This window comes from Micromonospora sp. WMMA2032, from assembly GCF_002688545.1.
GTDB lineage: Bacteria > Actinomycetota > Actinomycetes > Mycobacteriales > Micromonosporaceae > Micromonospora > Micromonospora sediminicola.
In genome coordinates this window covers 6,082,383-6,104,981 of record NZ_CP024052.1, presented here as the reverse complement: position 1 = coordinate 6,104,981, position 22,599 = coordinate 6,082,383, and the positions used below count along the sequence as shown (strand labels likewise).

Sequence of the window (22,599 nt, the reverse complement as noted above, 5' to 3'; positions counted from 1 at the left end):
CTTCCCGTCGCGACGGCCCGCATCAGCGGGAGACCGCCTCGTAGACGAAGTTCAGCAACGCCACGTCCCCGTCGCGTCGGCCGTACGCGGCCGCGGCGTGGCTCATCGCCCAGAGCCGCTGCGGGTCCCGGATCAGCGGGATCACCGTGCGCTCCACCCAGGCCGGGGTCACCTCGGCGTCGTCGACCAGCAGGCCGCCACCGGCCTCCACCACGGGCAGCGCGTTGCGCTTCTGCTCCTGGTTGCTGTGCGGGTAGGGCACGTAGATCGTGGGCAGGCCGATCGCGGCGACCTCGGCGCAGGTCATGGCGCCGCCCCGACCCAGCATCAGGTCGGCCGCCGCGTAGCCCAGCTCCATCTCGGACAGGTAGGGCAGCGTCACGTACGGCACCGGCAGGTCGGTGGGGACGGAGACCGCCTCGTTGCGGGCGCCGATCACGTGCAGCACCTGCACGCCGTTGCGGGCCAGCTCCTTCGCCGCGCCGGACACCGCCAGGTTGATCGAGCGGGCGCCCTGCGAGCCACCGGCCACGAAGAGCACCGGCAGGTCGGGGCGGAGCCCGAAGTGGGCGCGGGCGGCGTCGCGCAGGGCGGCCCGGTCCAGCCCGGCGATGCCACGACGCAGCGGTACGCCGACCACCCGGGCGTCGCGCAGCGCCTCGGCCTGGGCCGGCTGGTGCGGGAAGCCCACCGCGACGTTCTTGGTGAACTTCATGCCGAGCCGGTTCGCCACGCCCGGCGGCACGTTGACCTCGTGGATGACGATCGGCAGGTCGCGGCGCCACGCGGCCAGGTAGCCGGGCACCGAGACGTACCCGCCGAAGCCGATCACCACGTCGGCCTGGACCTCGTCGATCACCTTGCCCGCCGCGCGGGCCGCCTTCCACATCCGGTCCGGCGTGCGCACCAGGCTCATGTTGACCGACCGGGGCAGCTGGTAGGCCGGGATCTGGCGCAGGTCGTAGCCGGCCGGCGGGATCAGCTCGTTCTCCAGGCCCTTGGGTGTGCCCAGACACGTGATCCGGACGCTCGGGTCGTGTCGGCGCAGGCAGTCGGCGAAGGCGAGCAGCGGGTAGATGTGCCCGCCCGTACCCCCTCCGCAGAGCACCACCGAACGCAGCGGACCCATCAGCGTCTCCTCTCGCTCGCCGAGCCGGCGCGCGCCCGGTCGGGCCGGGCGCCGCGCGGCGCGGCCTGGTCGTCCTGCCGTCGCTGCCGGGACCGGGGCACGGACCCACGGTCCGCCGGGGGCGGCGCCGGTCGACGGCGCCGGCCGGGAAGCGGCGGCAACGGGGCCCACACTAGTCGGACCCATCGGGCCGGCGGACGGGCATGCAGGGCGCGGGCCGCGTCCGGCTCGGCGCGGGCGAAGGAGGCGAGCATGCCGATCGCGGCCAGCGTCACCACCAGGGCGCTGCCGCCGTCGGAGATGAACGGCAGGGGTACGCCGGTCAGCGGCAGCAGACCGGTGACGCCACCGATGTTGATCACGGCCTGGCCGACCAGCCAGGCGGTCACACCGGCGGCGGCGAGCCGGCGGAACGGGTCCTCGACCCGGCGGGCGATCCGCATCCCGGTGTACGCGAGCACGGCGAACAGCGCCAGGATCACGGTGCAGCCCACCACGCCCAACTCCTCGGCGACGATGGCGAAGATGAAGTCGTTGTGCGCCTCGGGCAGGTAGTTCCACTTCAGTGAGCTCTGGCCCAGGCCGACGCCGAACCAGCCGCCGTTGCCGATCGCGTAGCGGGCCTGCACGAGCTGGTAGCAGTAGTCCAGCTCCTGCTCGAAGCAGGTCTTCGGCGACGGCGGGTCGAGCCACATGGTGAGCCGGCCGAGCCGGTAGTTGTCGGCGTCCCGCGAGCCCGAGCCCGCGCCGAGCGAGGCGGCGGCCACCAGCAGGCCGATGCCGGCCAGCCCGATCGCGGAGAGCGCGGCGAAGACCCGGCCCCGCACGCCGGCCGCCCACAGCAGCCCGACCACGAGCGCCAGCAGGCAGAGCATGCTGCCCAGGTCGTTGAAGCCGACCAGCACGAACAGCAGACCGACCACCGGGAACAGCGGCGTGGCCAGTTCCCGCCACCAGCCCAGCGCGGCGCCCTTGCGGGCCAGCACGTGCGCCGCCCACAGCACCAGCGCGAACTTCGCCACCTCGACCGGTTGCAGCGAGATCGGGCCGAGGGAGAGCGACAGGAGTTCGGCCTTCAACGGCCCGATGGACGCCACCCCGAACAGCGATTCCAGCGCGACGAGTAGGTTGAGCAGCAGCATCAGCGCCACCGCCACGCCGAGAGCCGGGCGGCTCACCGCCCGGAACGTGCGTGCGGGCAGCCGCTGACAGGCCCAGAACGCGCCGATGCCGATCACCGCGAAGACGGCCTGCTTGGTCAGCGACGCCGACGCGTCGCCGCCCTCGGCGAAGTCCTTCACGCTGGTCGCGGAGAAGACCATGGTGAGGCCGATCAGCAGCAGCAGGCCGGTGCTGGACAGCAACAGGTAGTAGGAGGCGAGCGGGCGGGCCAGCAGGCCGCGCAACGCGGCCAGGCCGCCGGCCGGATCCCAGCCCGCCGCGACGGTCGGTGGATCGGCCGGCGGCGTGGCCGCGGGCGCGCGGCGGATCGGCGGGTCGCTGCTGGCCTGGATGTCTCGTCCCTCCCCCACACGCCCATCATGGCGGCTCGACCCGCCCGCCCGTGGCGCAACCGCCCGGTCGGCGTGTCGGAACTGAAGGAAGGGCCCCTTCTTAACAGACGTCTGTTAAGAAGGGGCCCTTCCTTACACCTAGCTGACCGCGGCGAGGAACTCGCTGTAGAACAGGCCCAGCGCGATGGCCACCCCGATCCCGGCGATGATCCAGAACCGGACCACGATGTTGACCTCGCTCCAGCCGGCCAACTCGAAATGGTGCTGCAGCGGCGACATCCGGAACACCCGCTTGCCGGTGGTGCGGAACGAGATGATCTGGATGACCACCGACATCGTGATGATCACGAACAGGCCGCCCAGGATCGGCAGCAGCAGGACGGTCCGGGTGGACATCGCCATGCCGGCGATCAGGCCGCCCAGCCCGAGCGCGCCGGTGTCACCCATGAAGATGCGGGCCGGCGAGGTGTTCCACCAGAGAAAGCCGACGCAGGCCCCGGCCGCCGCGCCGGCGATCAGCGCGATCTCCAGCGGGTCGCGCACGGTGTAGCAGTATTCCCCGGCCGGGTAGTTCGGGTCCGCACACCAGTGCCGGTACTGCCAGAACGCGATCAACGCGTACGCGGCGAGCACCATCACCGAGGCGCCGGTGGCCAGGCCGTCCAGGCCGTCGGTGAGGTTGACGCCGTTGGTCGCCGCCATCACCACCATGATGATGACGATCACCGCGCCGATCTTGCCGATCTCCAGCGCCGGGATGTCCCGGATGAAGCTCAGCGTGGTGCTGCCCACCGTCTCGGTGTTGGTCGCGTTGCCGCTGACGTCGGTCATGCTCGACGGGAAGTAGACCGCCACCGCGCCGAAGACCGCGCCGACGAGGATCTGCCCGGCCAGCTTGCCCCGCTTGTTGAGGCCGCCGCTGTGCCGCTTGCGGACCTTCAGGAAGTCGTCGATGAAGCCGACCGCGCCGGAGAACACCATCAGCCCCAGCAGCACCAGCGCCGTGATGGTCGGCTCGACCTGGGCGATCTGCGCGTCCGGCAGCGTGGTCAGGGCCAGGTGCCCGGCGACGTACGCGATGACCGTGGCCAGGATAAAGACCACGCCGCCCATGGTCGGCGTGCCCTTCTTGCCCTCGTTGCTGGCGAGCCCGAGGTTCGATCGGATCGGCTGGCCGGCCTTCAGCCGGGCGAACACCTTGATCGCGATCGGGGTGCAGAACAGCGAGATCAGGAACGCGACCCCGATGGCGACGATGACCGCCCTCATGCGGCGCCGCCCTCCGTCCCGTCCGCACCGGCGTCCGCGCGCAGCGCGTCGGCCACCTCCCAGGTCCGGTACCGGGAGCCCTTCACCAGCACCACGTCACCCGGACGCAGCTCGCTCCGCAGCACCTCGACGGCCGCCGCCTGATCGGTGAGCAGCACCGACTCTCCTCCCCAGTTGCCTACCGCTGTCGCGCCCTCGTGGATCGGCGCCGCCGGCTCGCCCACCACGAGCAGCCGGTCCACACCCAGCTCGGCCGCGAGGCGGCCGACCTGCTGATGTCCCTCCCGTTCGAAGTCGCCCAGCTCGGCCATGTAGCCGAGCACCGCGACGGTACGCCCCTCGCCGCGCATGCTGGCCAAGGCGCGCAGCGCCACGCCGGTCGAGGCCGGGTTGGCGTTGTACGAGTCGTCGATCAGGGTCACGCCGTCGGAGCGTTCGACGACGTCCATCCGCCGGGTGGAGACCAGACCCAGCTCGTTCAGCGCCGCCGCCAGGTCGGACAGCGGCAGGCCGAGCTCCCGGCCGACCGCCGCGGCCGCGAGGGAGTTGGACACCTGGTGCCGGCCGGTCAACCCGAGCCGCACCGGGGCGCTGCCCTCCGGGGTGACCAGCGTGTACGAGGGCCGTCCCCGGCCGTCCAGCGTCACGTCCACGGCGCGCACGTCGGCGTGCGGAGACTCGCCGTAGCGGACCACCCGGGCCGGCGTCCGCGACGCCATCGCGTCGACCCGGGGGTCGTCGGCGTTCAGCACGGCCAGCCCGTCGGCGGGCAGCGCCTCGACCAGTTCCCCCTTGGCCAGCGCGATGGCCTCCACCGAACCGAACTCACCGAGGTGCGCCACCCCGACGTTGAGCACCACCGAGATCCGCGGCGGCACCACGTCGCACAGGTAACGGACGTGGCCCACCCCGCGGGCGCCCTTCTCCATCACCAGGTAGCGCGTCTCCGGCGTGGCCTGCAACGCGGTGTAGGGGTGCCCCAGCTCGTTGTTGAACGATCCGGGCGGCGCCACGGTCGGGCCGAGCCGGACCGCCAGCTGGGCGATCAGGTCCTTGGTGGTGGTCTTGCCGGAGGAGCCGGTCAGCCCGATCACGGTGAGTGCGGGCAGCCGGTCGACCACGGCGCGGGCCAGCCGGCCCATCGCGTCGAGCGCGTCGTCGACCAGCACCATCGGCACGCCGGGCACCTCCCGGGTGCCGAGCACGGCCACCGCGCCGGACTCCACCGCGCCGGCGGCGTAGTCGTGGCCGTCGACCCGCTCGCCGGGGAAGGCGACGAAGAGGCCGCCCGGCACCACCTTGCGGGAGTCGAACTCCACCGTCCCGGTGACCCGGGCGTCCGGGTCGGCGCCGGTCAGTCGACCGTCGACCGCGGCGGCCACCTCGGCCAGCGTCAGCGGGATCATCGCCGACCCACCAGGTCACCGAAGCGGGCGCGCAGCGCCGCCGCCAGCTCCACCCGGTCGTCGAACGGCAGCACCTCGCCGCCGATCTCCTGGCCACGTTCCTGGCCCTTGCCCAGCACCGCCACCACGTCACCCGGTTCGGCCACCCGGACCGCCTCCTCGATCGCCGCCCGCCGGCCGGGCACCTCGATGATCCGGGCCGGTGCGGCGGCGGCGTACGCGCCGGCCAGCACCTCGGAGCGGATCAGGGCCGGGTCCTCGGTACGCGGGTTGTCGTCGGTCACCAGCACCACGTCGGCGCCCCGGGCGGCCACCTCGCCCATCACCGGGCGCTTGCCCCGGTCCCGGTCGCCGCCGGCGCCCAGCACGCAGACCAGCCGGCCGTCGGTCAGGCCGCGCAGCGCGGTCAGCACCGCCTCGATGGCGTTCGCCTTGTGCGCGTAGTCGACCACCCCGCGCACCGGGGCGTCGCCGCTGACCAACTCCAGCCGGCCGGGCACGCCGCCGCAGGCGGCCACGCCGCGCGCCGCGACGGCCGGGTCGACGCCGGCGGCGACCAGGGTGGCCACGGCCAGCAACGCGTTGGCCACGTTGTGCCGGCCGGGCAGCGCCACGGCGGTGGGCAGCGTCAGCCCGTCCGGGCCGTGCAGCGTGAAGCGCTGGGCGTAGCCCTCCCCGTCGATCCCGTCGGCCCACCAGGTTGCGGTCGGGTCGCCGGCCGCCGAGTAGGTCACGGTCTCCAGCTTGTGCAGCGGGCGCAGCGCCGGGTCGTCGTGGTTGAGCACCTCCACCCGGCAGCGCCCGTCGAAGAGGCGGGCCTTGGCGGCGAAGTAGTCCGCCTCGTCGGCGTGGAAGTCCAGGTGGTCGGAGCCGAAGTTGGTGTAGCCGCCGACGTCGAACCGGACCCCGCCGACCCGGCCCATGGCGAGCGCGTGGCTGGACACCTCCATGACCACCGCGTCCACTCCCCGCTCGCGGGCCACCGCGAGCATGGCGTGCAGGTCGGTGGCCTCCGGGGTGGTCCGGACGCTGTCCACCACCAGGTCACCGAGGCGGGTCTCCACGGTGCCGATCAGGCCGGTGGTGTGCCCGGCGGCGCGCAGGCCGGACTCGATCAGGTAGCTGGTGGAGGTCTTGCCGGCGGTGCCGGTCACCCCGATCACGGTCAGCCCGGCGGTCGGGTCGCCGTAGACCATGGCGGCGACCTCGCCGAGCGCGGCCCGGGGGTCGTCGACGACCAGCACGGGCAGCCCGGCGTCGGCGGCCAGCGCCACGCCGGCCGGGTCGGTCAGCACGGCCACCGCGCCGGCGCCGGCCGCGGCGGCGGCGAACTCCGCGCCGTGCCGGCGGGCGCCGGGCAGGGCGGCGTACAGGTCGCCGGGACGGACCTCCTGGCTGGCGTGGGTGACGCCGGTGACGGCCGGCTCGGCGGCGGCCTCCGGCGGCGTCAGCGCCAGTCGGGCGGCGAGGTCGCCGAGCCGGACGGGACGCACGGTGGCGGGACGTGGATTGCCGGGCACGGCGTCAGACCCTACCCGGTCGTCCGGTTCCGACCGCACAGCCGCCCCGGTGGTTCGTCGCCACTCACCGATGATGTCCCGCCGTGCCGACTCAGCGCGGAAAGACCTCGAACTTCGGGGACTTGTCGGTCAGCGACGGGGGCACCCGGTTCTGCCGGAGCGTGTAGCCCATCATCTCCCGGAACGCCGGCGCGGCGACCGAGCTGCCCTCGCCGCCGGGGCTCCAGGCGAACACCGCCACCACGTAGCGCGGGTTCTCCGCGGGAGCCATCCCGATGAACGAGCCGACGTCGCCGGGCTGCCGCTTGCCGTTGTCGTAGCGCAGCCCGGTGCCGGTCTTGCCGGCCACCCGGTAGCCCGGCACCGCGGCGGCCAGGCCGGTGGCCCGTTCCCCCGGGCCGTTGTCGACCGTGGTGACCGCCTCCAGCATCCGGCGCAGGTCGGCCGCGTTGTCCGGGCTGAGCACCGAGCGGGTGACCGGGGCGGCGGCGGGCGTCCGGGTGCCGTCCGGCCCGATCGTCTCCTTGATCAGGTGCGGCTGCACGTACGTCCCGTTGTTGGCGATGGCGGCGTACGCGGCGGCCATCTGCAGCGGCGTGGCGTCCACGCTGTGCCCGATCGGCACCGACCCGTACGCCGAGCCGCTCCACTGGTCGGCCGGGAGCAGCCGGCCGGGCGCCTCGCCCGGCAGTCCCTCGCCGGTCGCCTGGCCCAGCCCGAACCGCTTCTGGTAGTCGATCAGCCGCTCCTTGCCCAGCTTCTCGGCGATCTCGATGGTGCCGACGTTGGACGAGAAGGCGAGCATGCCCGGGATGCTCATGGTGCGGCCGTTCGCCGGGTGGGTGTCGCTGAAGGGCACTCCGCCCCGGACGATCGTGTTCGCCACCGGGAACGTGGTGTTCGGCGTGATCACGCCCTCCTGGAGCGCCGCGCCGTAGGTGATCGCCTTGTGGATCGAGCCGGGGTCCACCACGAACGTGGTGGCGGTGTCGTCCCGGTCGGACGGCGAGTCGACCTTGCCCGGGTCGGCCGCGTTGTAGGTGGGCTGGCTGGCCTGGGCCAGCACCTCGCCGGTCGGGACGTCGATGATCACGGCAGCGCCGACGCTGCCCTTGGCGTCGGCCAGGTGCTTGGACAGAATCCGCTGGGTCATGAACTGGAGGTCGCGATTGATGGTGAGGCGCAACGAGCTGCCCGGCTTCGGCTGGGTGGTGCGGCTGTAGCCGCCCGGGATCGGCGCGGCCAGGTCGCCCAGACCCACCTCGTAGGTCCGCTTGCCGGCCTGCCCGCGCAGCACGTCGTCGTACTTCGCCTCCAGCCCCTCCAGGCCGTTCATGTCCTGGCTGACGAAGCCGATCAGGTTGGCGGCCAGGTCGTCGCCGGGCACCTCGCGCCGCTCGTCCCGGTGCACGTTGATGCCGGCCAGGTCCAGCGCCATGATCTGCTTGGCCCGGCCGATCTCGACGCCGCGCGCCAGGTAGACGAACTGCGACGGGGTGTCGGTGCCGGGCAGGGTGCGCTTGCGCATCTTGTCGGCCAGGTCCGAGGCCGGCACGCCGAGCAGCGGGGAGAGCAGCCGCGCGGTGGCGAACCGGTCCTTGACCCGGGTCGGGTCGGCGAAGACGTACCGGGCCTCGACGCTGTGCGCCAGCGGCTCGCCGGCCCGGTCGAGGATGGCCCCCCGCGGCGCCGGCAGCTCGACCACGGCGAGCCGGTTGGGCAGGCCGCCGTCGGCGTACGCCGGGGTGTCCACGGTCTGCAGGTAGACCAGCCGGACGCCGATGCTGGCGAACAGCGTCAGCGCCAGCACGGTGCCGAGCCGCAGCCGGCGGCCCGCGTCGCCCAGCTTGGGCGGGCGGCGGGGCTTGCGTACCGGCCGGCGGGCCGTCGGACGGCGCGGGCCGGGCCGGCGCCGTGGCGGCGGGCCCTCGTCCTCGTCGTCGAACGGTTCGCGGGCGGAGCGGTCCGCGACGGTCCGGACCACGCCGGCGCGGCCGCCCGACGTGGTGGTGCGGCGGCCGGCGCGGGCCGGCTCGCCCGCCGGCGCCGGCTCCCGGCGGCCGGCCCGACCGGCCCGACCGCCGTCGAGCACCTGCAACGCCGGCCGGAACGGGTCGCCGGACCGGCTGCTGCGGGGGGTACGACGCTGCTCGGCGCCGCCCTCCCGGATGGTGCGCCCGCGCGGCGTGTAGGCCCGGGCGTCGGAGATGCCCCCGACGCCCGGCTCCCGTGGCTCGGCCCCCCGTGACGAGCCGCGCCGGGAGCCCGTGGCGTCCCGGCGCGGTTCCTCCGACCTCGGTGGCACTGCTCAGCCTCCGTTGCCCTGCTGGCTGGTGACCGACGGCGCACCCTCGGCGGGGTGCGGGACGCCGATCGTCTTCCCGTCCGGCAGCCGGATGTAGGCCGGGTCCTCCGACTCGACCAGGCCCAGCTTGCGGGCGTTGGCGGTCAGGTTGCCGGGATCCTTCTGCTCGGCGATCTCCTTGTTCAGCTGCTGCTCGTCCACGTCGAGCTTCGCCTGCTGCTGCTGGAGCTTCTCCAGCCGGAAGGCGTTCTCGTTGATCTTCGTGTTGATCGCCAGGATGCCGAGCACCCCGCCGACCACGAGCACCAGGATCAGCCCGACGAACGGCGCCCGCGGCACCCGGATCGGCGGCGGCGGGGCGACCCGCAGCCGCGGCGTCGTCGCGCCGGTGGTCCGGGTGCGCTCGGCCGGCCGCAGCGCGGCGCTGCCCTGGGTCGGGAACTCGCGCGCCCCCCGGGCGCGAGTCCCCTCCCGGCGGTCGGTCGCCGCCGTCGTGTCCCGCGTCATGCGCTGCGCCGTGGTCCGGCCCCCCGACCGCGGTGCGCGCTGCCCGACGGCGCCCCGGCCGTCGCGCTTCTCGACGTTCATGTCCCCTCCCCCTCCTCGTCCGTCCCGTTCCCGTCCCCCGGGGCCGACCGCGGGTCCGTCGCGGACCCCGGTGACCCCGTCCCCGGTTGGTGCATCGCCTTCACCCGGCGGCGGTACCGTTCGCGGTCGGTACGCCCCTGCCGGGTCGCCTCCGGGTCGAGCCGTTCCGCGGCCCGCAGCCGCACCGAGGCGGCCCGCGGGTTCGCGGCCACCTCGTCCTCCCCGGGAAGCTCGGCGCCCCGGCTCAGCAGCCGGAACGTCGGGCCCGACCCGGGCAGTTCGACCGGGAGGTCGACCGGGCCCTTGCTGCGGACCCGGTCGGCGAGCGCCTGCTTGGTGAGCCGGTCCTCCAGCGAGTGGTAGGACAGGACCACCATGCGGCCGCCCACGGTGAGCTTGTCCAGCGCGGCCGGCAGCGCCGTCTCCAGCGCTGCCAGTTCTCTGTTTACCTCGATCCGTAAAGCCTGAAACGTTCTCTTTGCCGGGTGTCCGCCGGTTCGTCGGGCCGGTGCCGGAATGGCGTCCCGGACCAGCTCGGCCAGCCGGGCCGAGGAGGTGATCCGGGTGCGCTCCCGTTCCCGGATGATCGCCGAGGCGATCTTCCCGGCGAACTTCTCCTCGCCGTACACCCGCAGCAGCCGGGCCAGATCCGGGTGGGAATAGGTGTTGACCACCTCCTCGGCGGTCACCCCCCGGGTCTGGTCCATCCGCATGTCCAGCGGCGCGTCCTGCGCGTACGCGAACCCGCGGTCGGGCGCGTCCAGTTGCAGCGACGAGACGCCGAGGTCGAACAGCACCCCGTCGATCGCCGGGTAGCCGAGCCGGTCGAGCACCTCGGGCAGTTCGTCGTAGACGGCGTGCTCCAGGTGGATCCGGTCGGCGAACCGGGCCAGGCGGACCCGCGCGTGGGCGAGCGCCTCGGTGTCCCGGTCCAGGCCGATCAGCACCGTCTCCGGGTGCGCCGTGAGCACCGCCTCGGCGTGCCCGGCCAGGCCGAGCGTGGCGTCGACGTGCACGGTCCGGCCGGGGCGGCCCAGCGCGGGGGCCAACAGCTCGAGACACCGCTCGAGCAGCACCGGCACGTGCGTGCCGCGTAGCTCCCCCATCTCGACCCCCACCCGTTCGTCAACCGTTTCCGTCACGTGTCCGTCGTCGCCACGGCGCCTCGCCATACCGCCAGATCCCCATCCGCTCCCGCCCGCCGGAGGCCGCGGCCCTCCGTGTCGGATCGTGCGCCTGGCACCGGGGAAGGGGTGCCAGGAACTCGAAAGCGGCTGGAGATCTCGCAGTACGTCGGGCGCCGTCACGCCCTACAGACCGCCGGGCAGCACCCCCTCCTCGATGTCGGCGAAGTCGTCTTCGCTCTCCGCGAGGTAGGCCTCCCAGGCCGCCCTGTCCCAGATCTCCACCCGGGTGCTCGCCCCGATCACGACCAGGTCCCGGTCGAGGGCCGCGTACGACCGCAGGTGACCGGGAATGGTGACCCGGCCCTGCTTGTCGGGCACCTCGTCGTGCGCGCTGGCGAAGAAGACCCGGCTGTAGGCCCGGGCCGCCTTGCTGGTCATCGGCTGCGCGCGCAACTGGTCCGCGATCCGCTGGAACTCGGGCATCGGGAAGACGTAGAGGCAGCGCTCCTGCCCTTTGGTGATCACGACACCCCCCGCCAGCTCGTCCCGGAACTTCGCCGGCAGGATCAACCGGCCTTTGTCGTCCAGGCGCGGAGTGTGGGTGCCGAGGAACATCGGCCCAACCCCCTCGCCCTGAGCGGCGTTCGCGGCGCCGCTGACCCCCCGGGCCGGTGTGGCCCTCCCGGCCTCACCATCGCGCCCCACTCTACTCCACTTCCCTCCACCTGCAACCAGAATCGCCCGTCCGGCGTGGCGTGTCCGCGCGCAAAACCGCACGTCAATGCGGGTGGGGCGGAGTGGAGGGGGTGGCGGCCCCCTCGGCGCGGTCCGCTACCCGACATCGACCGCCGCCGTCCGGGCGAGCGCGGCCCGACCGTCCGCCGCGCCGTCCCCGGCCGAACGGTTCACCGTCGGCGGCGATCTGGCGGGGGCCGTGGTCCGGTAACCTCGCTCGGGTGACGGACGCGAAGATGCCCTTGCGGGCAAAGGTGGCCAGCTCCGTGTCGCGCACCGCCGCGGCGCTGTCGCGGGCCGCGGGCCGGGGCGACGGCTCGGTGATCGGCGGCTGGATCGGCCTCAAGATCGACCCCGACCTGCTCGCCCACCTCTCCACCGGGCGCGCGATCGCCCTCGTGTCCGGCACCAACGGCAAGACCACCACCACCCGGCTCACCACCGCCGCGGTCGGCGTGCTGGGCCGGGTCGCCACCAACTCCTTCGGTGCCAACATGCCCACCGGCCACACCTCGGCGCTGGCCAAGGCCGGCAGCACGCCCTACGCGGTGCTGGAGGTGGACGAGCACTACCTGGCCCAGGTGCTGGAGGCGACCGAGCCGCACGTGGTGGCGCTGCTCAACCTCTCCCGCGACCAGCTCGACCGGGCCAAGGAGGTCGCCATGATGGCGCAGCTCTGGCGCTCCGCCCTGGTCCGGCATCCCGACGTACGGGTGGTCGCCAACGCCGACGACCCGATGGTGGTCTGGGCCGCCTGCCCGCCGGCCGACCCGGCCCAGGGGCACGTACCGCCGCACGTCACCTGGTTCAGCGCCGGCCAGCGGTGGCACGACGACTCGTGGGTCTGCCCCGAGTGCGGCTCCACCATCCAGCGCTCCGGCGAGCAGTGGTGGTGCACCGGCTGCCCGCTGCGCCGCCCCGAGCCGCAGTGGACCGTCGAGGACGACGGCGTGCTCGACCCCACCGGCGCCTGGCACAAGATCCAGCTCCAGCTCCCCGGCAAGGTCAACCTCGGCAACGCGGCCACCGCCCTGGCGGTCGCCGCCGAGTTCGGCGTACGCCCGGTGGACGCGGTCTCCCGGCTCGGCTCGGTCACCTCGGTGGCCGGCCGCTACGCCCAGGTCGACCGGGACGGGCGCAACATCCGACTGCTGCTGGCCAAGAACCCGGCGAGCTGGCTGGAGGCGTTCGACATGGCCGACGTCGCGCCGACACTGCTCTCCATCAACGCGCGCGACCCCGACGGGCTGGACACGTCGTGGCTCTTCGACGTCGACTTCTCACCGCTGGCCGGCCGGCAGGTGCTGATCACCGGCGACCGGGCGTACGACCTGGCGGTGCGACTCGACGTCAACGGCGTGCCGTTCCGGCACGTGCGCACGTTCGACGAGGCGGTCCGCGCGGTGCCGCCGGGCCGGCTGGAGGTCATCGCCAACTACACCGCCTTCCAGGACATCCGAGCGGAGCTGGACCGTGTCAACTGAGAGCCTGCGCATCGTCTGGATCTATCCCGACCTGCTGTCCACCTACGGCGACCGGGGCAACGCGCTGATCCTGGCCCGCCGGGCCCAGCTGCGCGGCATGCCGGTCGAGGTGCTGGAGGTCCGCTCCGACCAGCGGCTGCCCGCCACCGCCGACATCTACCTGATCGGCGGCGGCGAGGACGGCCCGCAGGCGCTGGGCGCCCAACGCCTGATCGCCGACGGCGGGCTGCACCGCGCGGTGGCACAGGGCTCGGTGGTGTTCGGGGTCTGCGCCGGCTACCAGCTCCTCGGCACCTCCTTCTTCGCCAAGGGCACCAGGTGCGCCGGCCTGGAACTGCTCGACCTCTCCTCCGACCGGGGGCCGACGCGGGCGGTCGGCGAGCTGGCCGGCGAGGTCGACCCACGGCTGGGCATCCCGCACCTGTCCGGGTTCGAGAACCACGGCGGGCGCACCCACCTCGGCCCGGGCGTGTCACCGCTGGCCCGGGTCACGGCCGGCGTCGGCAACGACGGCACCACCGAGGGCGCGTGGCGGGGCAAGCTGCTCGGCACCTATTCGCACGGCCCGGCGCTGGCCCGCAACCCCGACCTGGCCGACCTGCTGCTGCGCTGGGCCACCGGCATCCACCAGCTCCCCCCGCTCGACGACACCTGGGCCGACCGGCTCCGGTCCGAGCGCCGCACCGCGGTGGCCGCCGCCGCCCGGGCATGACCGGCGCCGCCCGGCCGGGGCGGCGACCGGTGGCCCGCCGGCTCGTCGGGTTGCTGCGGCAACCGTCGGCGCGCCGCTTCGGGCTGCTCCTGATGCTGCTCGCCGGGTTCGGCGTGACGCTGCTGCTGGTGCCCCGGCCGGACCCGGCCGAGCTGCCCCGGCTCGCCGACGCGCTCGGCGGCTACGGTCCGGTGGCGGCCGTGGTCGGCGGCGCGCTGCTGCTGGTGGCGCTGGTGCCCCGCACGTTCGTGACGCTGGCCGCGGGCGCGATCTTCGGTCCGGTGCAGGGCGCCGCGTACGCGCTCGGCGCGGCGCTGCTCGCGGCGGCGCTCGGTTTCACCGTCGGCCGGCTGCTGGGCCGCGACTTCGTCGCTGAGCGGGTACGCGGCCGGCTGGCCCGCCTCGACGGCTGGTTCGCCCGGCAGAGCGTGTTCGGGGTGATCACCGTCCGACTGCTGCCGATCGCCGGCTTCGGGCTGGTCAGCTACGGCTACGGCACCACGGCGGCCCGGATCCTGCCGTTCCTCGCCGGCAGCGTGATCGCCTCGGCCCCCACCGCCATCGGCTACGCCGCGATCGGCGCGGCGGTGAGCAGTCCCGGTTCGATCAACTGGTACGCGGCCGCGCCGGCCAGTCTCGGTTTGATCGCCAGCGTGCTGATCATCCATCGGTGGTGGCGGGCCGAACGGCAGCGCCGGATCGGCCCGAGCTGACGTGACCGGCTCCGGCGAGATCCTGCCCGGCGGCTTCGTCGCCGAGGTGGTCCGCGTCGGAGACACGGTGCGCCGGACCCCACCGGCCGACGCCGCGTTCGTCGCCGCGCTGCTGCGCCACCTGGCGGCCACCGCGCCCGGGCTCGCGCCCGCGTACCTCGGGGTGGACGAGCAGGGCCGGCAGGTGCTGTCCCACGTCGAGGGCCGGGTGCCGTGGCGCGACCGGGAGGACCCGGCCTTCTTCACCGACGCCGCGCTGACCCGGCTCGCCGGGCTGGTCCGGTCGCTGCACGACGCCTGCGCCGGCACCGACCTGGCCGCCGGCGCGGAGACGGTCTGCCACCGGGACCTGTCGCCGAAGAACACGGTGTACCGGGACGGCCCGGACGGTCCGGTGCCGGTGGCGCTGCTGGACTGGGACCTGGCCGCGCCGGGGCGGCGGATCGAGGACGTGGCGTTCGCCGGCTGGCACTGGGCCACCCTCGGCGGCGACGCCGACCCGGCCGAGCTGGGCCGCCGCTGCCGACTGATCTGCGACGCCTACGAGGGGCCGGCCGGCCGGCTGCTCCCCCGCGACGAACTGGTCGATGTCCTGCTCGACCAGGTCGAGGGCACGTGGCGCGGCATCGCCACCGGCGCCGACCGGGGCGAGCCCGCCATGCGCCGGCTGCGCGCCGCCGGCGTGGTCGAGACGGTACGCGGCTGGCACGACTGGCTGCGCCGGCACCGCCCGACGGTCGAGGCCGCGCTCTTCACGGGGTGAGTGCTCCGGCACGGCCGGCCACCGGCCCGGCACCGCTCCGCGGCTTCCGGTAGCCGGCCGGCCCTCGGCCGCTGGGCGCCGGCCACTGGGCGTCGGGCGCTGGGCGCCGGCCACTGGGCGTCGGGCGCTGGGCGCCGGCCACTGGGCGTCGGGCGCTGGGCGCCGGTCACTGGGCGTCGGTAGCCGGCCCCGGCCACGCCGACCTCCGGCCGCGCGGCGCCGGCTTGTCGCCTCCGCAACGCCTTTCGAGCTGATATCAGAAACGACTCGGGGCACCGGTGCCCGCCCGCTCCGGGAACGCGTGAGTCGTTGACGACATCAGCTCGAAAGGCACCGTGACAGCATCTGGTGGCCGCCCGGTCGACGCTCACCGGCGAACACGTCGCCGACTACGTCGGGGTTTGACCCGAACCGACGACTGTCAGGTAGCCGGCCAGCACCCGGTCCACCCCCGCCGGCCGTCCGGCCGCCCCACCGGCCGGACGGCCGGACGGTGCAGGGTCACCGGACGTCCCGAGGCGAGCAGCTCACCCACCCGGCGCCGTCGGCATCCGGCCGGCGGGCACCACCGACGTCCCCGCGTCCGCTCGACCGCCCGTAACGGCGGCAACCGCATGGGCGCTCGCCCCACCTTGGCGGGACCCGGTCAGCGGGGCGGGACGACCAGGCCGGCCTCGTAGGCGGCGATCACCAGGTGCACCCGGTCGCGGGCGCCCAGCTTGGTGAAGAGCCGGGCCACGTGCGCCTTGGCGGTGGCCGGGCTGATCACCAGCTCCGCCGCGATCTCCGCGTTGGACAGCCCGCGCGCGACCAGGCCGAGCACCTCCCGCTCCCGGTCGGTGACGCCGGGCAGCGCACGGGGGCGGGGCGCCGGGGCGGGCCGGCGGGCGAACTCGGCGATGAGCCGCCGGGTCACCCCCGGCGCGATCAACGCGTCGCCGGCCGCCACCACCCGCACCGCGCCCAGGATCTCCTCCAGGGCCATGTCCTTGACCAGGAAGCCGCTCGCGCCGGCGCGCAGCGCCGCGTGCACGTGCTCGTCGTCGTCGAAGGTGGTGAGCACGAGGACCCGGGTGGCTCCACCGGAGGCGACGATGTCCCGGGTGGCCGCGATCCCGTCGGTGCCGGGCATCCGCAGGTCCATCAGCACCACGTCGGGCGCCAGCTCCCGCGCCGACCGGACCGCCTCCGCGCCGGTGCCCGCCTCGCCGACCACCACCAGGTCCGGCGCGTCGGCCATGAGCACCCGCAGGCCGGCCCGCACCAGCGGCTGGTCGTCGACGAGGAGCACCCGGATCGTCATGCCGGACCCACCGGCAGCACCGCGGCGACCCGGAAGCCGCCCTCCGGCCGTGGCCCGGCGGCACATCGGCCACCGAGCAGCGCGGCCCGCTCCCGCATGCCGACGATCCCGTGCCCGTCGCCGCCGACCGGGCCGCCCCGCCCGTCGTCGACCACCTCGACGCGTACCCCGTCCGGCGCGTGCCGCACGGTCACCCGGCACCGGTCGACCCGCGCGTGGCGTACCACGTTGGTCAGCGCCTCCTGCACGATCCGGTACGCGGCCAGCTCCACCTCGGCGGGCAGCGGACCCGGCTCGCCGTCGACGGCGAGCGTCACCCGAACCCCGGCGTCGGCCGCGCCCGCGACCAGCCGGTCCAGGTCGGACAGTCCGGGGGTGGGGTCCAGCGACGCCGCCGCGTCGTCGGGGCGGCGCAGCGCGCCGAGGGTACGGCGGAGCCCGGCCAGCGTCTCCCGGCTGGTCGTCTCGATGGTGGTGAGCGCGGCCCGCGCCTGCGCGGGTTGGGTGTCGATGACCCGGGCGCCCACGCCCGCCTGGATGGCGATCACGCCGATGCTGTGTGCCACCACGTCGTGCAGCTCCCGCGCGATGCGGAGTCGTTCGGCCGTGACCGCCTCGGTGGCGGCGTGGGCCCGCATCTGCTCGGCGTACGCGCGACGGGCCAGCACCGAGTTGCCGGCCACCCAGGCGGCGAGGACCGCCGGGACGGAGAGCGTGGCCCGGTCCGCCGCGTCGGCGGCCGGGTTCACGAAGGCGGCGGCCACCTGCACCAGGAGCACCATGACCGCCGCGGGCACCGACACCCGACGCGGTGCGCGGGCCGCGACCACGCCGAGCATCACGTCCACGACGAGGAACTGGAGGTACCAGAGGCCGTTCAGATAGCCCTGCTCCCACGCGTTGGTGGTGGCGGTGACCAGCGACGCGCCGGCGAGCATGAGGCCGAGGGCGAGCAGCGGCCGGCGACGCAGCAGGCCGGCGGGGAGCAGCACCACCAGGACCGGCGCGAGGTAGCGCAACGGGAGCACCGGCACGCTGTGGTCGGGGGTGGGCACGACCAGCACCGGCCCGCCCGCGCCGGAGGTGGCCGCGAGCAGCAGCGCCACCGGCAGCAACGCCACCGCGGACCAGATCAGGACCGTCCGCACCCGTCGGGCCACGACGCGCGGACGCGGGACGACCGCCTCCATGGACCCACCGTAGTCAGCGGCCGGTGTCCCGGTCATCGGCCGGCGGGCGTACGCCCGGGGGCGGGTGTCGCCGGGCCGGGTGTGGTCCCCGGCACGACGACCCGGCGGCCGGGACGCGGGAGCGTCGAGGCCATGATCGAGCTCAGGGACCTCACCAAGCGGTACGGCGGGACGACCGCCGTCAATCGACTGACCCTCACCGTCCGGTCCGGACACGTCACCGGATTCCTCGGCCCGAACGGCGCCGGCAAGTCCACCACGCTCCGACTCGTCCTCGGCCTGCACCGGCCGACCGGCGGCGTCGCCCTGGTGGACGGGCGGCCGTTCGCCGGCCGACCACGCGGGCTGCGGTACGCGGGCGCGCTGCTGGACGCCGGCGACGTGCACGGCGGGCGCAGCGCCCGGGCGCACCTGGCGGCGCTGGCCCGCAGCAACGGGCTCCCCCGAACCCGGGTGGGCGAGGTGCTGGAGCAGGTCGGCCTGGCCGAGGTGGCCCGACGCCGGATCGGCGGCTTCTCCCTCGGCATGCGGCAGCGCCTCGGCATCGCCGCCGCGCTGCTCGGCGACCCGCCGGTGCTGATGTTCGACGAGCCCTTCAACGGCCTCGACCCGGAGGGGGTGCGCTGGGTGCGCGGCCTGTTCCGCCGGCTCGCCGCCGAGGGCCGGACCGTGCTGGTCTCCAGTCACCTGATGAGCGAGGTGGAACAGACCGCCGACCACCTCGTGGTCATCGGGCGCGGTGAACTGCTCGTCGACGAGAGCCTCGCCGCGTTCGCCGCCCGCACCGCCCACGACCGGGTCGTCGTGCGTACGCCCGATCCGGCCGCGCTCGGCGCCGCGCTCGCGGCGGCCGGCGGGGTGGTCACCCGCGACGGCGACGGCCTGACGGTCACCGGCCTGCCCGCCGGGCGGGTCGGTGAGCTGGCCTTCCGGGCCGGTGTCGTGGTGCACGGGCTGCACGCCGGCGCCGCCTCGCTGGAGGAGGCGTTCATGGCGCTCACCGCAGACCGACTCGACTACGCCGCCGGAGGCCGATGATGCGCGCTCGTTTCCGTGACCTGCTCGCCGCCGAGTGGATCAAGCTGTGGTCGTTGCGCTCCACCTACGGGGCGCTGGCCCTGATCGCGGTCTCGGCGGTCCTGTTCAGCGCCCGGGCCGCGTTGGGCGACCACCACAACTGGCCGGACTACCCGGCCGAGCGCCGGGCCGCCTTCGACCCGATCCACGACGCCTTCCCCGAGGAGGGCTGGCTGTTCGTCGTGCTCGCGGCCGGCGCGGTCGGCGCGGTCATGATCGCCGGCGAGTACGCCAGCGGGCAGATCCGCACCACGTTCCTCGCCGTGCCGGACCGGCGGGCCGTGGTCGCCGCCAAGGTCACGGTGCTGGCCGCCGTCATGCTGGCGGTCGGCGCGGTGGCCGCCTCCGCCTCCTTCTGGGCGTCCCAGACGATCCTCGCCGACCGCGACGCGGGCGCGTCGATCGGCGACCCGGGGGCGTTGCGTGCCGTCGTCGCCTCGACGCTGCTGCTGCCGGTCTGCGCGCTCCTCGGGCTCGGCGTCGGCGCCCTGGTGCGGCACACCGCCCCGGCGATCGTGGTCACCACGACGCTGCTGCTGCTCGCCCCGCTGGCCTTCGACATCGACCGGCGGTGGACCGCGGCGATCCACAACGCGCTGCCGGTGTCGGCCTGGGAACGCCTGGTCGGGAACCCGTACGTGCTGCCGAACCTGCACGTGGCGACCGTGCCCGCGTCCTGGGCGGTGTACGCCGCCTGGCCGGTGGCCGCCGCGCTGCTCGCCGCCGTGGTCGTGCACCGCCGCGAGCCCTGATCCGTCGTGGGCGCGCCGCACCGGGCGCGCCCACGAGCCGGTTCAGACGACGACCGAGACCATCCGGCCCTTCACCACGATCACCTTGCGCGGCTCCTTGCCGGCCAGCGGGCCGGCGACCGCCTCCAGCGCGGCGGCGCGGACGGTGTCCTCGGTCGCGTCGGCGGGCACCTCGATCCGGCCCCGGACCTTGCCGTTGACCTGCACCGGGTAGGTGACCGAGTCGGCCACCAGCAGGGCCGGGTCGGCGACCGGGAAGTCCGCGTACGCCAGCGAGGTGTCGTGGCCCAGCTTGCGCCACAGCTCCTCGGCCAGGTGCGGGGCGAACGGGGCGACCATCAGCACCAGCGGCTCGGCCACCTCGCGCGGCGTCCGCTCCAGCCGGGTCAGGCCGTTGGTCAGCTCGATCAGCTTGGCGATCGCGGTGTTGAACCGGATCCCGTCCATGTCGCCGCGGACCCCGTCGACCACCTTGTGCAGCAGCCGCCGGGTCGCCTCGTCGGCCGGCGCGTCGGTGACCCGCAGCGCACCGGTCTGCTCGTCGACGACGGTGCGCCAGACCCGCTGCAGGAACCGGTACGAGCCGACCACCGCCCGGGTCTCCCACGGGCGGGACACCTCCAGCGGGCCCATCGACATCTCGTAGACCCGGAACGTGTCCGCGCCGTACGCCGCGCACATCTCGTCCGGGGTGACGACGTTCTTCAGTGACTTGCCCATCTTGCCGTACTCGCGCCGGACCTCGGTCTCGCCGTGGAACCACCGGCCGTCGACCTCGACGACCTCCTCGGCGGGCACGTAGGCGCCCCGGGGGTCGGTGAACGCGTACGCCTGGATCATGCCCTGGTTGAACAGGCGGCGGAACGGCTCGAACGACGAGACGTGGCCCAGGTCGTACAGCACCTTGTGCCAGAAGCGCGCGTACAGCAGGTGCAGCACGGCGTGCTCGGCGCCGCCGACGTACAGGTCGGTGCCCCCGGGGTCGCCCGCGCCGCGCGGCCCCATCCAGTACGCCTCGTTCTCCGGCTCGGCGAACCGTCGCGTGTCGGTGGGGTCCAGGTAGCGCAGCTCGTACCAGCAGGAGCCGGCCCACTGCGGCATCACGTTCGTCTCGCGGGTGTAGCGCTTCGGCCCGTCGCCCAGGTCCAGCTCCACCTCCACCCAGTCGCGCCGCCGCGACAGCGGGGTCTCCGGGTCGCTCGCCGCGTCCTCCGGGTCGAACGTCTTCGGCGAGAAGTCGTCGACCTCGGGCAGCTCGACCGGCAGCATCGACTCGGGCAGCGCGATCGGCGCCCCGGTCTCGTCGTACACGATGGGGAACGGCTCGCCCCAGTAGCGCTGCCGGGAGAACAGCCAGTCGCGCAGCCGCCAGGTGACCGCGCCGGCGCCGTGCCCGTTGGCCTCCAGCCACTCGATGATCCGCGCCTTGGCCTCGGCCACGCCCAGGCCGTTCAGGTCGATGCCGCGCTCCGGCGCGGCGCTGTTGACCGCCGGGCCGTCACCGGTCCACGCCTTGCCGGCGAAGCCCTCCGGCGGCTGCACGGTCCGCACGATGGGCAGCTCGAAGACCTCGGCGAAGTCCCAGTCCCGCTCGTCCTGGGCCGGCACCGCCATGATCGCGCCGGTGCCGTAGCCGGCCAGCACGTAGTCGGCGATGAAGATCGGGACCCGCCCGCCGGTGGCCGGGTTGGTCGCGTACGCGCCGACGAAGACGCCGGTCTTCTCCTTGCTGTCCGACTGCCGCTCCACGTCCGTCTTGGCCGCGGCGGCCTTCCGGTACGCCTCGACGGCCTCGCGCGGGCTGCCGTGCCCACCGGTCCAGGCGTCCCGGGTGCCCTCCGGCCAGGCGGCCGGCGCCAGCACGTCGACCAGCTCGTGCTCGGGGGCCAGCACCATGTAGGTGGCGCCGAAGACGGTGTCCGGCCGGGTCGTGAACACCCGCACCGGGGCGTCGTCGGTCGGGAAGTCGATGTGCGCGCCGGTCGAGCGGCCGATCCAGTTGCGCTGCTGCAGCTTGATCGGCTCGGGCCAGTCCAACGTGTCCAGGTCCTCCAGCAGCCGGTCCCCGTACGCGGTGATCCGCATCATCCACTGCTTCAGGTTGCGCTTGAAGACCGGGAAGTTGCCGCGCTCGGACCGGCCGTCGGCGGTGACCTCCTCGTTGGCCACCACGGTGCCCAGTCCCGGGCACCAGTTCACCGGCGCCTCCGAGACGTACGCCAGGCGGTGGTCGTCGACGACGCGCCGCCGCTCCCCCACGGTCAGCTCGGTCCACGGACGCCCGTCCGGGGTGGCGCGGGTGCCGCCCTCGAACTCGGCGATCAGCTCGGCGATCGGCCGGGCCTTCTTGGCGTCCGCGTCGTACCAGGAGTTGAAGATCTGCAGAAAGATCCACTGGGTCCAGCGGTAGAAGTCGGTGTCGATGGTCGCCACCGAGCGCCGCTCGTCGTGGGCCAGCCCCAGCCGGCGCAGCTGCGCCTTGAACCGCTCGATGTTGGCCTCGGTGGTGGTCCGCGGGTGGGTGCCGGTCTGCACCGCGTACTGCTCGGCGGGCAGGCCGAACGCGTCGAAGCCCATCGCGTGCAGCACGTTGCGCCCGGCCATCCGCTGGTAACGGGCGTAGCAGTCGGTGCCGATGTAGCCCAGCGGGTGACCGACGTGCAGGCCGGCACCGGACGGGTACGGGAACATGTCCAGCACGTACATCTTCTCGGCGCCCGCCCGCGGGTGGCCCGGGTCGGCCAGCGGGCCGACCGGGTTCGGCGCGTGGAAGGTGCCCTCCCGCGCCCAGGTGTCCTGCCAGCGGGTCTCGATCTCGTCGGCCAGGGCGGCGGTGTACCGGAACGGGGGAATGTCGGTGGCCGGTGCGGCTTCCTCACTCATGGCGTCTCCTCGGCGCGGGTCAGGTCGGATGTGGGAGCTGCGCTGCGGGCACAAAAAAGCCCCTCGCGCAGGAGGGGCGGCCGTGCTGTCGCGCGTCAGCGCATCAGCACGGCTCGGTAAGAAGCAGGA

At 74.3% G+C, this 22,599-nt stretch carries 18 protein-coding genes; 6 read left to right on the top strand and 12 right to left on the bottom strand.

Annotated features, from left to right (window positions below; all coding sequences use genetic code 11):
- Positions 1-22: 22 nt before the first annotated feature.
- The 9 genes from murG to mraZ all read right to left on the bottom strand — a co-directional run bounded on the left by murG (position 23) and on the right by mraZ (position 11,473).
- Complete coding sequence (gene murG / locus CO540_RS28380; RefSeq protein WP_099164288.1) at positions 23-1,129, bottom strand: undecaprenyldiphospho-muramoylpentapeptide beta-N-acetylglucosaminyltransferase; 1,107 nt, start codon at positions 1,127-1,129, stop codon at positions 23-25.
- The gene (locus CO540_RS28375; RefSeq protein WP_371682315.1) at positions 1,129-2,619 is read right to left on the bottom strand and encodes an FtsW/RodA/SpoVE family cell cycle protein; all 1,491 of its coding nucleotides are present in this window, start codon (positions 2,617-2,619) and stop codon (positions 1,129-1,131) included. The genes murG and CO540_RS28375 overlap by 1 nt, the downstream gene beginning before the upstream one ends.
- 162 nt (positions 2,620-2,781) lie before the next feature.
- Entirely contained in the window at positions 2,782-3,912 is a 1,131-nt protein-coding gene (gene mraY / locus CO540_RS28370) for a phospho-N-acetylmuramoyl-pentapeptide-transferase (RefSeq protein WP_098748050.1), read from the bottom strand.
- Positions 3,909-5,318, bottom strand: coding sequence for a UDP-N-acetylmuramoyl-tripeptide--D-alanyl-D-alanine ligase (gene murF, locus CO540_RS28365; RefSeq protein ID WP_099164287.1), 1,410 nt, complete (start codon positions 5,316-5,318; stop codon positions 3,909-3,911). Before murF ends, mraY begins: the two co-directional genes overlap by 4 nt.
- The gene (locus tag CO540_RS28360) at positions 5,315-6,877 is read right to left on the bottom strand and encodes a UDP-N-acetylmuramoyl-L-alanyl-D-glutamate--2,6-diaminopimelate ligase (RefSeq protein WP_172967955.1); all 1,563 of its coding nucleotides are present in this window, start codon (positions 6,875-6,877) and stop codon (positions 5,315-5,317) included. The genes murF and CO540_RS28360 overlap by 4 nt, the downstream gene beginning before the upstream one ends.
- A gap of 52 nt (positions 6,878-6,929) precedes the next feature.
- Positions 6,930-9,143 (bottom strand): penicillin-binding protein 2, encoded by a 2,214-nt coding sequence (locus tag CO540_RS28355; protein WP_099164285.1) that lies wholly within the window; start codon positions 9,141-9,143, stop codon positions 6,930-6,932.
- A gap of 3 nt (positions 9,144-9,146) precedes the next feature.
- Positions 9,147-9,731 (bottom strand): hypothetical protein, encoded by a 585-nt coding sequence (locus CO540_RS28350; RefSeq protein WP_099164284.1) that lies wholly within the window; start codon positions 9,729-9,731, stop codon positions 9,147-9,149.
- Positions 9,728-10,837, bottom strand: coding sequence for a 16S rRNA (cytosine(1402)-N(4))-methyltransferase RsmH (rsmH, locus tag CO540_RS28345; protein WP_099165001.1), 1,110 nt, complete (start codon positions 10,835-10,837; stop codon positions 9,728-9,730). The genes CO540_RS28350 and rsmH overlap by 4 nt, the downstream gene beginning before the upstream one ends.
- A 204-nt stretch (positions 10,838-11,041) precedes the next feature.
- A complete protein-coding gene (gene mraZ, locus CO540_RS28340) occupies positions 11,042-11,473 on the bottom strand; it encodes a division/cell wall cluster transcriptional repressor MraZ (protein ID WP_073831045.1) in 432 nt (143 codons plus the stop codon).
- A 356-nt stretch (positions 11,474-11,829) separates the two neighbouring features.
- Here mraZ and CO540_RS28335 point away from each other — a divergent pair, with 356 nt between their 5' ends.
- Genes CO540_RS28335 through CO540_RS28320 form a run of 4 tightly spaced genes read left to right on the top strand, consistent with a single transcriptional unit; the run spans position 11,830 to position 15,265 of the window.
- Positions 11,830-13,077: a MurT ligase domain-containing protein gene (locus tag CO540_RS28335; RefSeq protein ID WP_099165000.1), complete on the top strand. Its 1,248-nt coding sequence runs from the start codon at positions 11,830-11,832 to the stop codon at positions 13,075-13,077.
- Positions 13,067-13,789, top strand: a complete 723-nt coding sequence (locus tag CO540_RS28330; RefSeq protein ID WP_091573276.1) for a type 1 glutamine amidotransferase — start codon at positions 13,067-13,069, stop codon at positions 13,787-13,789. The genes CO540_RS28335 and CO540_RS28330 overlap by 11 nt, the downstream gene beginning before the upstream one ends.
- Positions 13,786-14,502 (top strand): TVP38/TMEM64 family protein, encoded by a 717-nt coding sequence (locus CO540_RS28325; protein WP_099164283.1) that lies wholly within the window; start codon positions 13,786-13,788, stop codon positions 14,500-14,502. The genes CO540_RS28330 and CO540_RS28325 overlap by 4 nt, the downstream gene beginning before the upstream one ends.
- A gap of 1 nt (position 14,503) precedes the next feature.
- Positions 14,504-15,265 (top strand): phosphotransferase, encoded by a 762-nt coding sequence (locus tag CO540_RS28320; protein ID WP_099164282.1) that lies wholly within the window; start codon positions 14,504-14,506, stop codon positions 15,263-15,265.
- A gap of 646 nt (positions 15,266-15,911) precedes the next feature.
- Here the strand turns inward: CO540_RS28320 and CO540_RS28310 are convergent.
- Together CO540_RS28310 and CO540_RS28305 are read right to left on the bottom strand one after the other, a co-directional pair.
- The gene (locus CO540_RS28310; protein ID WP_099164281.1) at positions 15,912-16,568 is read right to left on the bottom strand and encodes a response regulator transcription factor; all 657 of its coding nucleotides are present in this window, start codon (positions 16,566-16,568) and stop codon (positions 15,912-15,914) included.
- Positions 16,565-17,758 carry a sensor histidine kinase gene (locus CO540_RS28305; RefSeq protein WP_099164280.1) on the bottom strand — a complete coding sequence of 398 codons (1,194 nt, stop codon included), beginning with the start codon at positions 17,756-17,758 and terminating at the stop codon, positions 16,565-16,567. Before CO540_RS28305 ends, CO540_RS28310 begins: the two co-directional genes overlap by 4 nt.
- Positions 17,759-17,890: 132 nt before the next feature.
- Here CO540_RS28305 and CO540_RS28300 point away from each other — a divergent pair, with 132 nt between their 5' ends.
- Positions 17,891-18,796 (top strand): ABC transporter ATP-binding protein, encoded by a 906-nt coding sequence (locus tag CO540_RS28300; protein ID WP_099164279.1) that lies wholly within the window; start codon positions 17,891-17,893, stop codon positions 18,794-18,796.
- Complete coding sequence (locus CO540_RS30265) at positions 18,796-19,587, top strand: ABC transporter permease (RefSeq protein ID WP_157779190.1); 792 nt, start codon at positions 18,796-18,798, stop codon at positions 19,585-19,587. Before CO540_RS28300 ends, CO540_RS30265 begins: the two co-directional genes overlap by 1 nt.
- Before the next feature lie 42 nt (positions 19,588-19,629).
- Here the strand turns inward: CO540_RS30265 and leuS are convergent, their stop codons facing one another.
- Positions 19,630-22,470 (bottom strand): leucine--tRNA ligase, encoded by a 2,841-nt coding sequence (gene leuS, locus CO540_RS28290; protein WP_099164278.1) that lies wholly within the window; start codon positions 22,468-22,470, stop codon positions 19,630-19,632.
- Between the last annotated feature and the right edge of the window lie 129 nt (positions 22,471-22,599).

Excerpts from the sequence above, each read along its gene's own strand:
- CO540_RS28350 (WP_099164284.1), bottom strand. The coding sequence starts at position 9,731 with ATGAACGTCGAGAAGCGCGACGGCCGGGGCGCCGTCGGGCAGCGCGCA.
- murF (WP_099164287.1), bottom strand. The coding sequence starts at position 5,318 with ATGATCCCGCTGACGCTGGCCGAGGTGGCCGCCGCGGTCGACGGTCGA.
- mraZ (WP_073831045.1), bottom strand. The coding sequence starts at position 11,473 with ATGTTCCTCGGCACCCACACTCCGCGCCTGGACGACAAAGGCCGGTTG.
- CO540_RS30265 (WP_157779190.1), top strand. The coding sequence starts at position 18,796 with ATGCGCGCTCGTTTCCGTGACCTGCTCGCCGCCGAGTGGATCAAGCTG.
- CO540_RS28305 (WP_099164280.1), bottom strand. The coding sequence starts at position 17,758 with ATGGAGGCGGTCGTCCCGCGTCCGCGCGTCGTGGCCCGACGGGTGCGG.
- CO540_RS28300 (WP_099164279.1), top strand. The coding sequence starts at position 17,891 with ATGATCGAGCTCAGGGACCTCACCAAGCGGTACGGCGGGACGACCGCC.
- CO540_RS28325 (WP_099164283.1), top strand. The coding sequence starts at position 13,786 with ATGACCGGCGCCGCCCGGCCGGGGCGGCGACCGGTGGCCCGCCGGCTC.
- CO540_RS28335 (WP_099165000.1), top strand. The coding sequence starts at position 11,830 with ATGCCCTTGCGGGCAAAGGTGGCCAGCTCCGTGTCGCGCACCGCCGCG.
- murG (WP_099164288.1), bottom strand. The coding sequence starts at position 1,129 with ATGGGTCCGCTGCGTTCGGTGGTGCTCTGCGGAGGGGGTACGGGCGGG.
- mraY (WP_098748050.1), bottom strand. The coding sequence starts at position 3,912 with ATGAGGGCGGTCATCGTCGCCATCGGGGTCGCGTTCCTGATCTCGCTG.
- leuS (WP_099164278.1), bottom strand. The coding sequence starts at position 22,470 with ATGAGTGAGGAAGCCGCACCGGCCACCGACATTCCCCCGTTCCGGTAC.
- CO540_RS28310 (WP_099164281.1), bottom strand. The coding sequence starts at position 16,568 with ATGACGATCCGGGTGCTCCTCGTCGACGACCAGCCGCTGGTGCGGGCC.
- rsmH (WP_099165001.1), bottom strand. The coding sequence starts at position 10,837 with ATGGGGGAGCTACGCGGCACGCACGTGCCGGTGCTGCTCGAGCGGTGT.